13 protein-coding genes are annotated in these 15,423 nt (G+C 71.8%); 2 read left to right on the top strand and 11 right to left on the bottom strand.

Annotated elements, in window-relative coordinates:
• Positions 1-7 precede the first annotated feature (7 nt).
• Positions 8-946 (bottom strand): 2-hydroxyacid dehydrogenase, encoded by a 939-nt coding sequence (locus tag ACFVDP_RS29315; protein WP_383495987.1) that lies wholly within the window; start codon positions 944-946, stop codon positions 8-10.
• A 124-nt stretch (positions 947-1,070) separates the two neighbouring features.
• Between ACFVDP_RS29315 and ACFVDP_RS29310 the strand changes: the two genes are divergently transcribed.
• Together ACFVDP_RS29310 and ACFVDP_RS29305 are read left to right on the top strand one after the other, a co-directional pair.
• Positions 1,071-2,036: an aldo/keto reductase gene (locus ACFVDP_RS29310; protein WP_383496204.1), complete on the top strand. Its 966-nt coding sequence runs from the start codon at positions 1,071-1,073 to the stop codon at positions 2,034-2,036.
• Between the two features lie 129 nt (positions 2,037-2,165).
• Positions 2,166-3,332 (top strand): PQQ-dependent sugar dehydrogenase, encoded by a 1,167-nt coding sequence (locus ACFVDP_RS29305; protein WP_383495984.1) that lies wholly within the window; start codon positions 2,166-2,168, stop codon positions 3,330-3,332.
• Here ACFVDP_RS29305 and ACFVDP_RS29300 read toward each other — a convergent pair.
• The 10 genes from ACFVDP_RS29300 to gatA form a co-directional block, all read right to left on the bottom strand.
• Entirely contained in the window at positions 3,325-3,525 is a 201-nt protein-coding gene (locus ACFVDP_RS29300; RefSeq protein ID WP_383496201.1) for a DUF6191 domain-containing protein, read from the bottom strand. The two genes, ACFVDP_RS29305 and ACFVDP_RS29300, sit on opposite strands and share 8 nt — an antisense overlap.
• A gap of 75 nt (positions 3,526-3,600) precedes the next feature.
• On the bottom strand, positions 3,601-6,663 hold the full coding sequence (locus tag ACFVDP_RS29295; protein WP_383495982.1) for an AAA family ATPase: 3,063 nt from the start codon (positions 6,661-6,663) through the stop codon (positions 3,601-3,603).
• A 158-nt stretch (positions 6,664-6,821) separates the two neighbouring features.
• Entirely contained in the window at positions 6,822-7,013 is a 192-nt protein-coding gene (locus ACFVDP_RS29290) for a hypothetical protein (protein ID WP_383495979.1), read from the bottom strand.
• A 174-nt stretch (positions 7,014-7,187) separates the two neighbouring features.
• On the bottom strand, positions 7,188-7,784 hold the full coding sequence (locus ACFVDP_RS29285; protein ID WP_383495976.1) for a hypothetical protein: 597 nt from the start codon (positions 7,782-7,784) through the stop codon (positions 7,188-7,190).
• A gap of 35 nt (positions 7,785-7,819) precedes the next feature.
• On the bottom strand, positions 7,820-8,389 hold the full coding sequence (locus tag ACFVDP_RS29280) for a GNAT family N-acetyltransferase (protein ID WP_383495973.1): 570 nt from the start codon (positions 8,387-8,389) through the stop codon (positions 7,820-7,822).
• The gene (locus ACFVDP_RS29275; RefSeq protein ID WP_383495970.1) at positions 8,367-10,586 is read right to left on the bottom strand and encodes an MMPL family transporter; all 2,220 of its coding nucleotides are present in this window, start codon (positions 10,584-10,586) and stop codon (positions 8,367-8,369) included. The genes ACFVDP_RS29280 and ACFVDP_RS29275 overlap by 23 nt, the downstream gene beginning before the upstream one ends.
• Before the next feature lie 172 nt (positions 10,587-10,758).
• Positions 10,759-12,030, bottom strand: a complete 1,272-nt coding sequence (locus ACFVDP_RS29270) for an SLC13 family permease (RefSeq protein WP_383495967.1) — start codon at positions 12,028-12,030, stop codon at positions 10,759-10,761.
• Positions 12,031-12,147: 117 nt separating this feature from the next.
• Positions 12,148-13,662, bottom strand: coding sequence for an Asp-tRNA(Asn)/Glu-tRNA(Gln) amidotransferase subunit GatB (gatB, locus tag ACFVDP_RS29265; protein ID WP_383495965.1), 1,515 nt, complete (start codon positions 13,660-13,662; stop codon positions 12,148-12,150).
• A gap of 16 nt (positions 13,663-13,678) precedes the next feature.
• The gene (locus ACFVDP_RS29260; RefSeq protein ID WP_018531284.1) at positions 13,679-13,912 is read right to left on the bottom strand and encodes a hypothetical protein; all 234 of its coding nucleotides are present in this window, start codon (positions 13,910-13,912) and stop codon (positions 13,679-13,681) included.
• A 5-nt stretch (positions 13,913-13,917) separates the two neighbouring features.
• On the bottom strand, positions 13,918-15,423 hold the full coding sequence (gene gatA / locus ACFVDP_RS29255) for an Asp-tRNA(Asn)/Glu-tRNA(Gln) amidotransferase subunit GatA (protein ID WP_383495962.1): 1,506 nt from the start codon (positions 15,421-15,423) through the stop codon (positions 13,918-13,920).

Below are 15,423 nucleotides of genomic sequence, written 5' to 3'. Positions count from 1 at the left end.
ACTGCTGTCAGCCGACGGTGTGGACGATGTTGTCGAGGGGCTTCCCCGCCGCGAACCGGCCCAGCTGAGCGGCGATCAGCCGCTTGGCGCGGGGCAGGAAGGCGGACGTGGGTCCGCCGACGTGCGGCGAGATGAGCACTCCGGGAGCCTGCCACAACGGGTGCTCCCGCGGCAGCGGTTCGGGATCGGTGACGTCCAGGGCGGCGAGGATCCGGCCACTGTCGACCTCCGCGAGCAGCGCCTTGGTGTCGACGACCGGGCCGCGCCCGACGTTCACCAGGAGCGCGCCGTCCTTGAGGCGGGCCAGGAAGTCCGCGTCGACGAGACCCCGGGTGTCCTCGGTGAGCGGGGTGACGACGATGACCACGTCGGCCTCGGGCAGCAGGGAGGGAAGGTCGGCGAGTGCGTGCACCGGGCCGCGCTCCGTGGTGCGGGCGGAGCGTGCGACGCGCACCACCCGCGCGACCTCGAAGGGGACGAGCCGGTCCTCGATGGCGCCGCCGATGGCGCCGTATCCGAGGATGAGCACGGTCTTGTCGGCGAGCGCCGGACGGAATCCGGACCGCCACTCGCCGCGCTCCTGGCCGCGGACGAAGTCGGGGATGCCGCGCAGCGAGGCGAGGGTCAGGGTGAGCGCGAGCTCGGCGGTGCTGGCGTCGTGCACTCCACGCGCGTTGCACAACTGCACACCGGGGCGCAGGTACTTGAGCCCGGCCTGCACGTGGTCCACGCCCGCGGTGAGGGTCTGGACGGTGTGGACGGAACTCATCCGCGGCAGCGGGCGTACGCAGACCTCGGCGCTCTTCGCGTAGGGGACGACGTAGAACGCGCACGCGGCGGGATCCGCCGGGAAGTCGGAATCACCGTCCCAGAAGCGGTAGTCGAGCCCTTCCGGAAGCCCGGGTACCTCGTCGGCGGGGAACGGGAGCCATACATCACCAGTCATGGTCAGGAGGCTATGTCAGAGCGCCGCAGGTGCAGAGGTTAGGTTGGTGGCCACAGAGAGGGAGGGTCACGGGCACGTGGAGCCAGGAGGTGCGCGCCGGGCGATCGGCGCCGCGGCGCTCGATGTGGGCGCGGTCGGACTCGGCTGCATGCCGATGAGTTGGGCGTACACCGGCTCGCGGCGGCGTATGGAGGAGTCCCTGCGGGCGGTGCACACGGCGTTGGACCGGGGGTGCTCGCTGCTCGACACGGCGGACATGTACGGGCCCTTCACCAATGAGCTGCTGCTCGGCCGGGTGCTCAAGGAGCGGCGCGCGGACGCGTTCGTGTCGACCAAGGTGGGACTGCTCGTCGGCGAGCAGCACATCGTCGCCAACGGCCGCCCGGGGTACGTGCGGCGGGCCTGCGACGCGTCACTGCGCCGCCTCCAGACGGACCACATCGACCTGTACCAACTGCACCGCGCCGACCCCGAGGTGCCCGTCGAGGAGACCTGGGGCGCGATGGCGGAACTGGTGGGCGCGGGCAAGGTGCGCGCGCTCGGCCTGTGCGCGGTGGGGGCGCGGGCCACGCGCCGCGGCAGCCGTGACGGGCTGCATGCCGAAACGATCCGGCAGTTGGAGCGGGTCCAGCAGGTGTTCCCGGTGAGCGCGGTGATGGCCGAGCTGTCCGTGTGGTCGCCGCAGGCGCTCGCGGCGCTGCTGCCGTGGTGCACGGCGCGCGGCGTGGGGTTCCTGGCGGCGATGCCGCTGGGCAACGGCTTCCTGAGCGGGACGCTCACCCCGGGCGAGGGCTTCGAGCCCGACGACGTACGGGCCCGGCACCCGCGGTTCACCGCGGAGATGATGGCCGCGAACCAGCCCGTCGTGGCGGGGCTGCGCCGGATCGCGGCGCGGCACGGCGCGGACGTGACGCCCGCCCAGGTCGCACTGGCCTGGGTGCTGGCGTGCGGGCGGAGCGTGATCCCCGTACCGGGCACGAAGCACGCGCGGTGGGCGGCCGAGAACGCGGCGGCGGCGCACCTGTCTCTGACGGACGCCGATCTGGCGGAGATCGCGGGGCTGCCCCCGGCGCGGGGCTCCTGGGACTGACCGGCACGGGATCCGGCGGCGACCCGACCCGGTTCCGTGCGCGGAGATCGGGAACCCGGGCGGCGCGCGCGGTGTATGAACAGGAGAACCGCGCGTATCCCGCGCATCCCGCGTCGAAGGGACCCGACCGTGCCACGTCAAGCTGTCCGGCCCGCACTCGCCCTGGCCGCCTGCGCCGCACTCCTGCTCACGGCCGGCTGCTCGTCCGGCGAGGACAACCAGCCGGCCACCGAGAAAACGCCGTCCGGGCAGGAGTCGTCCGGTGCGAGCTCCTCCGGGTCGTCGGGCGCCGTGCCCCCGGCCGAGGGCTCGGTGCGGGTGGTGCGCACGGTCACCGAGAACCTGAAGTCACCGTGGGGGCTCGCCCCGCTGCCCGAGGGCGGTCTGCTCGTCTCGTCCCGTGACGAGGGGACGATCACCCGGGTGGACACGGACACCGGGAAGAAGACGGAGGCCGGCTCGGTGCCCGGGGTGGCCCCGGCCGGCGAGGGCGGCCTCCTCGGCCTCGCGCTCTCCCCCGACTACGCCTCGGACCACATGGTCTACGCGTACTTCACGACGGCGTCCGACAACCGCATCGCACGCATGATCTACGACGAGAAGAAGCCCGCCGGTGAGCAGCTCGGAGCGCCGGACACGGTGTTCAAGGGCATCCCCAAGGGCACGAACCACAACGGCGGCCGGATCGCGTTCGGCCCCGACGGCCTGCTCTACGTCGGTACGGGCGAGACCTACCACACCGAGCTGGCGCAGGACAGGAAGTCCACGGGCGGCAAGATCCTGCGGCTGACCCCGGAGGGGCAGCCGGCACCGGGCAATCCCTTCGGCGACTCCCCCGTCTACTCCTACGGGCACCGCAATGTGCAGGGTCTCGCCTGGGACACGGACAAACGGCTGTGGGCGTCCGAGTTCGGCCAGGACACCTGGGACGAGCTGAACAACATCGTGGCGGGCGACGACTACGGCTGGCCGAACGCCGAGGGCAGGAGCGACGACTCCAAGTACCACGACCCGATCGCCCAGTGGCACACCTCGGACGCCTCGCCCAGCGGCATCGCGTACGCGAAGGGGTCGATCTGGATGGCGGGCCTCAAGGGCGAGCGGCTGTGGCGCGTCCCGCTGGACGGCACCAAAGCGGCGCACGACCCTCAGGCGTTCCTCAAGGGCAAGTACGGGCGGCTGCGCACCGTGGTCGCGGCGGGCGGCGACAAGCTGTGGCTGGTGACGAGCGAGACGGACAGCCGGGGCACGCCCGGCAAGGGGGACGACCGGATCCTGGAGCTGAAGGTCAGCTGACCGCTTCGTCGTCGGCGTCCTCGGCCGTGGCGGGCGGCTCCGGGTGCGGCGGGCGGACGACGACCTTGCCCGAGCTGAGGTCTATCGGGCCGCGGCCGGGATCCCCGTCGTTCAGGTCGACCCGGGTCAGCTCCAGCCGCTTGCGCTCGTCATTGGTGTGCTTGCGGCCGGGCGAGAAGAGCTCCTCGAACATGTTGAACACGGTGCCTCCCCTGGCTCGTACCGCCGGGCTCTCCCGTCCAGCGTACGGGAGAGCCGGGCGACGGCCTCAGCCCCGGACGACCGGGAAGAGCCGCAGCCGGTGGGCGAGCGCGGCCGCCTCGCCGCGGCCCGCCACGCCCAGCTTGGCCAGGATGTTGGAGACGTGGACGCTGGCGGTCTTCGGCGAGATGAACAGCTCCTCGGCGATCTGACGGTTGCTGCGGCCCGCGGTGACCAGGCGCAGCACGTCGCGCTCGCGGCTGGTCAGGCCCAGCTCCTCGGCGGGGTCGGCGGGGGCGTCCCGCCGCGGCATGTCACGGGTGAGGCCGATGCGGGCGCGCTGGGCGAGCAGGGCGACGGACTCCGCGAGCGGGCGGGCGCCGAGGTGGCCCGCGACCGCCGCGGCGAGCCGGAGCAGCTCGGTGGCACGGTCCCGGTCGTCGTCCTGCGCGCGCGCCACCAGGGACTCGGCGAGCCGGTGCCGGACGCGGGCCAGGTCGTAGGGACGGTCGAGGGGTTCCAGGGCGGTGACGGTGGCGGACCAGTCGTCGGGGGTGTCGCGGCCCTCGGCGCGCAGCAGCTCGGTGCGGACCCACTGGTCGTGGGCGAGCCAGACCGGGACGGGGGTGGCCTGCTGCTTGGCGGCGGCCCGGATCCGGGCGACGGCCTCGGCGCGGCCGGCGTCGGCGGCGGGCAGCCCCCGGGCGTCGGCCTCGGCCTCGGCGGCGGTGCGCAGCAGGGGCCACAGGTAGCGCTGGCTGGAGGGCGGCAGTCCGGCGTCGACGAGCCGCGCCAGTTCGGTACGGGCGTCGAGCAGGCGGCCCTCGGAGGCGGCCAGTTCGATGACGCGATGGGCGAGCGGCAGGTCGTACTGGGGCTGGGGGTCGTGCGTGCCGATGTAGCGCTGTGCGGCGGCGACGTGCCCGGCCGCCTCCTGGAGGGCGCCGCGTCCGAGGGCGACGGCGGCCAGCTGGGTCAGGGACGTGGCGCGCGGCTTGTCGCTCAGGCAGAAGTCGTGCGCCCACCCGGCCGCGTCGACGGCCTCGTCCCAGCGCCCCAGGGAGACGAGGGACTCGGCCTTGTTGGAGACGATCCAGCCCTTGGTGTCGGTGAGGCCGTGCCGGTGGTAGAAGGCGATGCCGTCGACGCAGATGCGTACGGACTCGGCGGAGCGGCCCGCGGCCTCCAGGGCGGAGGGCAGGTTGACGTTCACGTTGTTGATCCGGGCCATCAGACCCAGCTCCATGGACCGGTCGCGCACCTCGTACAGCTCGGCGAAGCCCTGGTCGACGGAGCCCGCGTCGACGAGGAGGCCGCCGCGCACGAGGCGGGCGTGCAGCTCGACCTCCTGGTCGCCGACCATGCGGGCGTACTCCACGGCCCGCTCGGCGGCGGCGAGGGTCTCGGCGCCCGGGCTGTGCAGCATGCCCCAGGCGGCGGCGTGCGCGAGGACCTCGGCGTGCACGGCGGACGGAGGCAGGCCGCGGACCAGCTCCTGCGCCTTGGCGATCTCGTCCCAGCCGTTGCCGCGGGCGATGTGGGAGATGATCCGCGAGCGCTGGAGCCAGAACCAGGCGGCGAGCAGCGGGTCGCCCGCGCCGTCGGCCGCGGCGTCCTCCAGGATGCGGATCGCGCGCTTGCCGATCTTCAGGGCGCGCTCCCGCTCCCCGCACAGCCGGCCCGCGTCGGCGGCCTCGGCCATCAGGTCGAGGAAGTCGAGCCGGGTCTCGCCCGGTTCGCAGTCGCAGGAGCGGTAGGCCGAGGAGTAGTCGCCCATCCGCAGCGCGCCGCGGATCTCCTCGGGCGTCCCGTCCCACAGCTCCATCGCCCGCTCCAGGAGCCGCAGTTGCTCGGAGTAGGCGTGCCTGCGGCGGGCCTCGACGGAGGCGTCGAGGACGGCGGGCAGCGCCTTGGCCGCGTCATGGGCGTGGTACCAGTAGCTGGCCAGGCGCGTCACGCGGGAGTCGGCGGGGACCAGCGTGGGGTCGGCCTCCAGGGCTTCGGCGTAGCGGCGGTTGATGCGGGAGCGCTCGCCGGGCAGCAGATCGTCGCTGACCGCCTCGCGGACCAGGGAGTGGCGGAAGCGGTAGCCGTCGCTGTCCGGGGCGGCGTGCAGGATGTTGGCGCCGACGGTGGCGCGCAGCGCCTCAATGAGTTCGTCGGCGCCGAGGCCCGCGACGGCTTCGAGCAGCGGGTACTCGACGGTGGAGCCGCCCTCGGCGCAGATCCGGGCGACGCGCTGGGCGGACTCGGGCAGTGATTCGACGCGGACGAGCAGGACGTCGCGCAGGGAGTCGGTGAGGCCGGTGGCGCAGCCCTCGGCGACGGAGACGGCGAGTTCCTCGACGAAGAAGGCGTTGCCGTCGGAGCGGCGGAAGATGTCGTCGACGACCGAGCGCTCGGGTTCGGCGGCGATGATCCCGGCGATCTGGCGGGCCACCTCGTCACGGCTGAGCCGGCCCAGTTCGATCCGGGTGACGGTGCGCAGCCGGTCGAGCTCGGCGAGCAGGGGGCGCAGCGGGTGGCGGCGGTGCACGTCGTCGGCGCGGTAGGTGGCGACGACGGCGAGACGGCCGCTGCGCAGCGTGCGGAAGAGGTAGGAGAGCAGGTGGCGGGTGGAGGCGTCCGCCCAGTGCAGGTCCTCCAGGACGACCACGACGGTGCGCTCGGCGGCGACCTGTTCGAGCAGGCGCGCGGTCAGTTCGAAGAGCAGGGCGGTGGCGCTCTCGTCGCCGCGTCCGTCGCGTCCGTCACGTTGACGGGGCAGGCCGTCGCCCAACTCCGGCAGGACGCGTGCCAGTTCTTCCTCGCGTCCGGCCGCGGCCCGGTCCAGCTCCTCGGGAAGCGTGCGGCGCAGGGCGCGCAGGGCGGTGGAGAAGGGGGCGAACGGCAGGCCGTCGGCGCCGATCTCGACGCAGCCGCCGGTGACGACGACGGCGCCGCGCGCGCAGGCGCTCGCGGCGAACTCCTCGACGAGCCGGGTCTTGCCGACGCCGGCCTCCCCGCCGAGCAGCAGGGCCTGCGGCTCGCCGGCGGCGGCGCGGCCGAGGGCGGTGTGCAATATGCCCAGTTCGTCGGCGCGGCCGACGAACACCGGGCTGACGGACCTGGTCTCCACATCGCCGAGCATCGCACACACGTCTGACAGCCCGGGACCGGTTTCCGCCTTGAGCAGAGCATCCGTCCCGAGCGGCCCGGACGATGAGAAGGGGAGGACGGCCGCTGTGCCGTCCTCCCCTCTCACCCTGTCCCCGCTGTTCCCGCTGTCTTCGGGGCGGGGCGCCGTGTTCACGCCGTACGGGCGAAGCGCGAGCGACGCGGACCGCCGGTACTCACCGGCCCCTCGGCGTCCTGGGTACCGGAACTCCGCTGCGCCTTGACGGCCTTGCGGGCCGTGCGGGCGGCACGCGCCTGCCGGTACTCGTCGGCCTGCCGGATGAGTTCGGCGGAGCGGACCTGGTGCATCTCGTACTCGAACATCTCGTCTCCCTGGTGACGATCGCTGTGACTCTCGCGGTGTTTTCCGCGATGCCTCAACTCTCGTTTCCCAGGGGGGTGCGGCACATCGGGAGAGTGCCGCATGTCCGGGCCGCGGGATGCCTTATCCGGCTCCTCAGGGGCCTTAGGCGTCCCGTAAGGACCTTAGGGCGTGCCTCAGCTGGTCTTGGGCAGCCCGAGGAGGAGGTCCGAGTACTTGGCGACGGCGAGCAGCAGGCCCAGGATGCCGAGCGAGACGCCGGCCCACGCCACGGACTTGACCCAGATCGCCTGCGGCCGGCCGGGCGCCCCGAAGGCGGGCCTGACCAGCACGAACGCGCCGACAAGGAGGGCGATGAGGGAGAAGACGCCACCCACCAGGGCGGCGGCGTGCCAGGAGTCCCCGTAGACCTCGGAGACCTGCGTGGCGACGCTGGCGGACTGCGAGGTGTTGAGCTGGCCGATGAGGGACTCACGCGCCGAGGCGACGGTGCCGAACCAGCTGCCGCTCATCGCGATGACACCGAGGGCGACGGAGACGATGGCCGCCGCGCCCTGCCCGACCCCGGTGGGACGGTCCGCCTCGGCGTTCTCCTTGGCCAGCCGGGCGAGTTCGGCCTCGGCGGCCGCCTCCGCCGCGTCGTCATCGGTGGTGCCGGCCTCGATGGTCCCGGTCTCGGTGGCCTCGGCCTCGGTGGCGTCGGCGGTCTCCTGGGAGAGGGCGTCCTCCTCCCGGATCTCTGCATCGCGCTGTGCGTCAGTCTTCGTAGTCATGCTGCGCACCGTACGGACGCTGTCTGAGAGGTCTCTTAACGTTTCTTGTGCGCGTCGCGTGCGCTGCGCCACTCCGGGGCGAGGAGCGACCAGACCTCCAGGTCATGGCGTTTTCCGCGCCATTCATGTGCCTCGCGTCGCACCCCGTCCTTGCGGAAACCGAGCCGCTGGGCGACCTTCAGACTCGCGACATTTCCGGACGCGGCCACCCATTCCACCCGGTGGATGCCGCGCTCCTCGACGGTCCACTCCAGCAGGACGCGCATCGCCCGCGTGATCAGGCCGCGGCCGGTCGCCGCCGGCTCCAGCCAGCAGCCCACCTCGGCGTTGCCCGTAGCGGCGTCGAAGTTGAGCGCGAGCACCCCGCCGACCAGCCGGCCGTCCAGCCAGATGCCGTGGTACGAGCCCGTGTCCGCGGCCCGCATGTCGGTGTAGCGCTGAAGGGTGCTCCGCGCCGAGTCCACGTCGGTGACCTGGGAGCCGAACGGGATGAACTCCCCGATGAACTCCCGCCCGCGCTCCAGGTTCGCGAGGAAATCCTCGGCGTGCCAGGTCTCCAGGGGGCGCAGTTCGGCGCCGCCGTCACCGAGCGGGATCGCGTACATCGGACTCCTTCACCTGCAGTTGCCTGGGGATGTTCAGCCTCTCATGGGCCGCGCGGCACTCCGGTGGCTCGATGCTGATGCGCGGAAGGATCCGGCCGAGCCACTTGGGCAGCCACCAGTTGGCGCCGCCGAGGAGGTGCATCAGGGCCGGTACCAGGAGCGTGCGCAGGATGAAGGCGTCCACGGCGACGGCCACCGCGAGCGCGATGCCGAACATCGCGATCACCCGGTCGCCGCTGAGCACGAAGGCCAGGAAGACCGAGATCATGATCACCGCGGCCGAGTTGATCACGCGGCTGGTCTCGGCGAGGCCGACCCGGACGGCACGCCTGCTGTCGCCGGTCTCCAGCCATTCCTCGTACATCCGGCTGACCAGGAAGACCTGGTAGTCCATGGAGAGCCCGAAGAGGACCGACACCATGATCACGGGCAGGAAGGGTTCGATCGGCCCGGCCGCGCCGAGCCCCAGCAGGTCGCTCCCCCAGCCCCACTGGAAGATCGCGACCACGACACCGAAGGCGGCGCAGACGGCCGCGATGTTCATGGCCGCGGCCTTCAGCGGGATGCCGATGGAGCGGAACGCGAGCAGCAGCAGGACGCAGCCGAGCGAGACGACGGCGCCCACGAACAGCGGCAGCTTGCCGACGATGACCTCGGCGAAGTCGTCGTAGCTGGCGGTGACCCCACCGACCTGGACGTCGAGTCCGGAGCGCGGCACGACGTCCGTGCGCAGTTCGTCGACGAGGTCGCTGGTCGCCCGCGACTGCGGGGCCGAGGTCGGCACGACGGTGAGGTACACGGCGGAGTCGTCGCCGTTGTACGTGATCGGGGAGACGGCCGCGACGCCGTCGGTGCTCCGCAGCTCGCCGGCCAGCGCCTGGACGGCGGCCTTGTCCTGGGCGCCGTCGACCCCGGTGACGAGGGTGAGCGGCCCGTTGACCCCGGGGCCGAAGCCGTCGGCCAGCAGGTCGTACGCCTGCCGGGTCGTCGAGGTCTTCGGGTTGTTCCCCTGGTCGGAGGTGCCGAGGTGGAGGGAGAGGGTGGGCAGCGCGAGGACCGTGATCACGGCGAGGGCGATCCCGCCGAGCAGCTTGGGGTGGCGCTCGACGAACGCGGCCCAGCGCGCGGCGAGCCCTGTCGGCAGCTCCGGCTCGGGCCCGTGCTCGGCGAGGCGGCGGCGCTCGCGCCGGGAGAGGGCGCGCGTCCCGATGAACGACAGCAGCGCGGGCAGCAGGGTCACGGACGCGGCGACGGTGAGCAGCACGGTGACGGAGGCGGCGATGGCGACGCCGTTGAGGAAACTCAGGTTCAGCAGCAGCATGCCGAGCAGGGCGATGCAGACGGTCGCGCCCGCGAAGACGACGGCGCGCCCGGTGGTGGCGACGGCCCGTTCGGCGGCGACCGCCACCGGCAGGCCCCGTTTGAGGCCCTTTCTGTGCCGGGTCACGATGAACAGCGCATAGTCGATGCCGACGCCGAGTCCGACCAGCATGCCGAGCATCGGGGCGAAGTCGGCGACGGTCATGGCGTGCCCGAGCAGCACGATCCCGGCGTACGCGGTTCCCACGCTGACCAGGGCGGTGGCGATGGGCAGCGCGGCGGCGGCGAGGGAGCCGAAGGCGAGGAAGAGGACGACGGCGGCGACCACGACACCGATCACCTCGGACAGGTGCGCGGAGGTCGACTCGGTGAGGGCTACGGCACTGCCGCCGAGCTGCACCTCCAGGCCGTCCGGTCCGTGGGTCGCGGCGTCCTTCGCGGTGTCGACGACGGCCCGGGCCTGGGAGACCGGGATGTCGCCGGACTGCTCGTCGAAGGTGACGGTCGCGTACGCGGTGTGACCGTCGGCGCTGATCAGGCCCGTGCCGCCGCTGTCGTACGGCGAGACGACGGAGGAGACCCCGGGCAGCCCGGCGATCTCGTCGAGGGTGTTGCTCATGGTCTTCTCGACGTCGGCGGCCCGCACGGTCGAGCCCTCGATGTGCCAGACGACGGTGTCGCTGTCACCGCCGAGCCCGGAGAAGTTCTCGTCGAGGAGCTGGGTGGCGCGGCCGGACTCGGTGCCGGGCGCCTCGTAGTCGTTCGAGTACGCGGACCCGGCGACCGCGGCGGCCGCGCTGGTACCGCCGAGCGCCAGCAACCACAGCAGGAGGACGACGAGCCGGTGCCGTACGCACCAGCGGGCGAGGGTAGCCACAGGCGTGCTCCCAGGGTGGTTCATGGATCTTTGTCAGGGAGCAGCCGTACAAAAAGGACGAACCCGCAAAGAACACGTGAGCAGTGGCCAGTCACTCTTACAGGCAAACGTGATCGTTTGTCGCTTTCGTGTCCTTACTCACAGGGGTGCCGGACGGACCCACAGGTCCCTCTCAGCCGAGGAGTTGGAGCCCCGCCCACAGCGCCGTGGTGGACAGGACGAGCGTCGCGGGGACCGTGAGCAGCCCGAGCCGGGTGAAGTCGCCCAGCTCCGGCTCGGTGCCGTGGGCGTGCACGATGCGCCGCCACAGCAGGGTGGCGAGCGAGCCGACGTACGTCAGATTGGGGCCGACGTTGACGCCGATGAGCGCAGCCAGGACCGGCCCGGGGCCCGCCGGGGCGACGACCGGAAGCAGGGCCAGGGTCGCGGGCAGGTTGTTGATCAGGTTCGCGAGGAGCGCCGCGACGGCGGTGACGGCGAGCAGCGCGGGCAGCCCGGAGCCGTCGGGCAGGACGTGGCCGATGACATCGCCGAGCCCGTTGTCGACGACCGCCTTCACCACGATGCCGAGCGCGAGGACGAACAGGCAGAACGGCAGGTTCGCCGCCTTCAGCAGGGCGCCCGGGGTGGAGTCCCGCCGGGCGAGGGCCCGCGCGCCGAGCACGACGGCCCCGGCGAGGGCGGCCCACACCGGTTCGATCCCGGCGAAGGAGGTGACGGCGAATCCGGCCAGCGTCAGCGCGAGCACGGCCAGCGTGAACACCGGGACGCCGGGCCGCTCCGCCTCGTCCGGGGCGTGCGCGGGGGCGGCCAGGTCGTCGGCGAAGTACCGGCGGAAGACCAGGTACTCGACACCGATCGCGACCAGCCAGGGCAGTGCCATGAGCCCGGCGAAGCGCGTGAAGGTGAGGCCGCTCGCGGTGAGGGCCAGCAGATTGGTCAGGTTGGAGACCGGGAGCAGGAGCGACGCCGAGTTGGCCAGGTGGGCGCTCGCGTAGACGTGCGGGCGCGGGCGGGCGCCGATCCGGGCGGCGGTGGCGAAGACGACCGGGGTGAGCAGGACGACGGTGGCGTCCAGGCTCAGTACGGCGGTGATGGCGGCGGCGACCGCGAAGACGCCGCCGAGCATGCGTTTCGGACTGCCGTGGCAGGCCCGGGCCACGGCGTCTCCGGCCGCCTTGAACAGGCCTTCGTCGGCGCAGAGTTGGGCCAGCAGCAGGATCGCGGCGAGGAAGCCGACGACGGGGAGCAGGTCCTTGGTCTCGGACCAGGCATGAGCGGGGCTGACGGCGCCGACGAGCACGACGATTCCGGCCGCGGGGACGGCGGCGACGGCCTCCGGCCAGTTGCGGGGGCGGGCGACCGCGAAGGCCAGTGTGGCCAGCAGGAGAAGGATGGCCAGGATCTCGGCCGACGTCGTGCTCAGTGTGCTGCTCCGTTCCACGGGGCTCCGCCCCGGACCCCGCTCCTCAAACGCCGGAGGGGCTGGATATGTGCCGGAGGAGCTGGATACATGCCGGAGGGGCTGGATATATCCAGCCCCTCCTCACAACCAGGGAAATCAGCCCTCGCTGACGCCCAGCTTCTCCAGGATCAGTTCCTTGACGCGGGCCGCGTCGGCCTGGCCCCGGGTGGCCTTCATGACGGCGCCCACGAGGGCACCGGCGGCGGCGAGCTTGCCGGACTGGATCTTGGCGACGATGCCGGCGTTGCCCGCGATCGCCTCGTCCACGGCCGTGTTCAGCGCGCCCTCGTCCGAGACGACCTTCAGGCCGCGCTTGTCGACGACCTCGTCCGGGGTGCCCTCGCCCTTGAGGACACCGTCGATGACCTGACGGGCGAGCTTGTCGTTGAGGTCGCCCTTGGCGACCAGCTCCGACACCCGGGCCACGTACTCGGGCGTGATGGGCAGTTCGCCGAGCTCGACGCCCTGCTCGTTCGCGTTGCGCGCCAGCTCGCCCATCCACCACTTGCGGGCGGACGTCGAGTCGGCACCGGCGTTGATCGTCGCGACGATCGGGCCGACGGCACCGGCGTTGCGGATCGACTGCATGTCGTGGGCGGTGATGCCCCACTCCTCGATCAGCCGGTTGCGCTGGGCGAGCGGCAGTTCGGGGAGTTCGGCACGCAGCGCCTCGACCCACTCGCGGGCCGGGGCGACCGGGACCAGGTCGGGCTCCGGGAAGTACCGGTAGTCCTCGGCGTTGTCCTTGATGCGGCCCGACGTGGTGGAGCCGTCCTCCTCGTGGAAGTGACGGGTCTCCTGGATGATCGTGCCGCCGTCGTTCAGGACGGCCGCGTGGCGCTGGATCTCGAAGCGCGCCGCACGCTCCACGGAACGGAGCGAGTTGACGTTCTTCGTCTCGGAGCGCGTACCGAACTCCTCGCGCCCGTGCGGGCGCAGCGACAGGTTCACGTCGCAGCGCATCTGGCCCTTGTCCATCCGGGCCTCGGAGACGTCCAGCGCCTTGATGACCTCGCGCAGCTCGGCGACGTACGCCTTGGCGACCTCGGGGGCCCGCTCGCCCGCGCCCTCGATCGGCTTGGTGACGATCTCGATGAGCGGGATACCCGCGCGGTTGTAGTCGAGCAGCGAGTGCGAGGCGCCCTGGATGCGGCCGGTGGCACCGCCGACGTGCGTCGACTTGCCGGTGTCCTCCTCCATGTGGGCGCGCTCGATCTCCACGCGGAAGACCTCGCCGTCCTCCAGCTGCACGTCGAGGTAGCCGTTGAAGGCGATCGGCTCGTCGTACTGGGAGGTCTGGAAGTTCTTCGGCATGTCCGGATAGAAGTAGTTCTTCCGGGCGAACCGGCACCATTCGGCGATCTCGCAGTGCAGCGCGAGGCCGATCTTGATGGCCGACTCGACGCCGATCTCGTTGACGACCGGCAGGGCGCCGGGCAGTCCGAGACAGGTCGGGCAGGTCTGACTGTTGGCGTCCTGCTTCAGCTCGGTGGAGCAGCCGCAGAACATCTTCGTCTTCGTGCCGAGTTCGACATGGACCTCCAGGCCCATGACGGGGTCGTACGTCGCGAGGGCTTCCTCGTACGACACCAGGTCAGTCGTGGCAGTCACGGTGAAACTTTCCCTCTCAGCCCAGCAGGACGTCGTCGTCGCCCAGGCGCTTGAGCTCCCGGTAGAGGATCGCCAGGCCGGTAACGATGGCGGCGGCGGACACGGCGGCGTCGATCAGCCGCAGCGTGTCGTTGTCGTTGCGGGCCATCTTCGCCTGCTTCGCGACGCTGATCGCGCCGAAGGCGGTGCTGGCGGCCGAAACGTACACGCCGGTCTTGGACTTCTTGAAGTTCTTGGCCTTCTTTGCCATGGCACTCACAGCGACGGAGCCTCCTCAAGCAGCGGGTGCCCCCACTTTTCCACGAAGGCGGCCTCTACGGCGGCGCCGACCTTGTACAGCCGGTCGTCCTTCATGGCGGGGGCGATGATCTGCAGGCCGACCGGCAGTCCGTCCTCCGGCGCGAGGCCGCAGGGCAGCGACATGGCGGAGTTGCCGGCCAGGTTGGTCGGGATCGTGCACAGGTCCGCGAGATACATCGCCATCGGGTCGTCGGCGCGCTCGCCGATCGGGAAGGCGGTGGTCGGCGTCGTCGGGGAGACGATGACGTCCACGGTCTCGAAGGCCGCCTCGAACTCGCGGGTGATGAGGGTACGGACCTTCTGGGCACTGCCGTAGTACGCGTCGTAGTAGCCGGAGCTCAGTGCGTACGTGCCCAGGATGATGCGGCGCTTCACCTCGTCGCCGAAGCCGGCCTCGCGGGTCAGCGCGGTGACCTCCTCGGCGGAGTGCGTGCCGTCGTCGCCGACCCGCAGGCCGTAGCGCATGGCGTCGAACCGGGCGAGGTTCGAGGAGCACTCGGACGGCGCGATCAGGTAGTACGCCGACAGGGCCAGGTCGAACGACGGGCAGTCCAGCTCGACGATCTCGGCGCCGAGCGACTTCAGCAGCTCGACGGACTCGTCGAAGCGCTGCACGACACCGGCCTGGTAGCCCTCGCCACGGAACTGCTTGACGATGCCGACGCGCATGCCCTGGACCGAGCCGTTCCTCGCGGCCTCGACGACCGGCGGGACCGGGGCGTCGATGGACGTGGAGTCGAGCGGGTCGTGACCGGCGATCGCCTCGTGCAGCAGCGCCGCGTCCAGGACCGTACGGGCGCAGGGCCCGCCCTGGTCGAGGGAGGACGAGAACGCGACCATGCCGAAGCGCGAGACGCCGCCGTACGTGGGCTTCACGCCGACGGTGCCGGTGACGGCGGCGGGCTGGCGGATGGAGCCGCCGGTGTCCGTGCCGATGGCCAGCGGGGCCTGGTACGCGGCGAGCGCGGCGGACGAGCCGCCGCCGGAGCCGCCGGGGATGCGGGTCAGGTCCCACGGGTTGCCGGTGGGCCCGTACGCGCTGTTCTCCGTCGACGACCCCATGGCGAACTCGTCCATGTTGGTCTTGCCGAGGACCACGACGTCGGCGGCCTTCAGCTTCTTGACCAGCGTGGCGTCGTACGGCGGGATCCAGCCCTCGAGGATCTTGGAGCCGACCGTGGTCGGGATGCCCTCGGTGGTGAAGATGTCCTTCAGCGCGAGGGGCACACCGGCCAGCGGGCCGAGCTTCTCGCCGGCGGCGCGCTTGGCGTCCACGGCGGCGGCCTGCTTCAGGGCGCCCTCGCGGTCGACGTGCAGGAAGGCGTGCACCTTCTCGTCGACGGCCTCGATCCGGGCCAGGTGGGCCTCGGTGACCTCGACGGCCGTGAGGTCACCGGAAGCGATCTTCGCGGCGATCTCGGCAGCGGTGAGCTTGATGATGTTGACGTTGTTGTCCGTCAT

Source organism: Streptomyces sp. NPDC057694 (genome assembly GCF_042799415.1).
Classification (GTDB): Bacteria; Actinomycetota; Actinomycetes; order Streptomycetales; family Streptomycetaceae; genus Streptomyces.
Note: the sequence above shows the minus strand (reverse complement) of the source record. Positions and strands in the feature narration are given on the sequence as shown.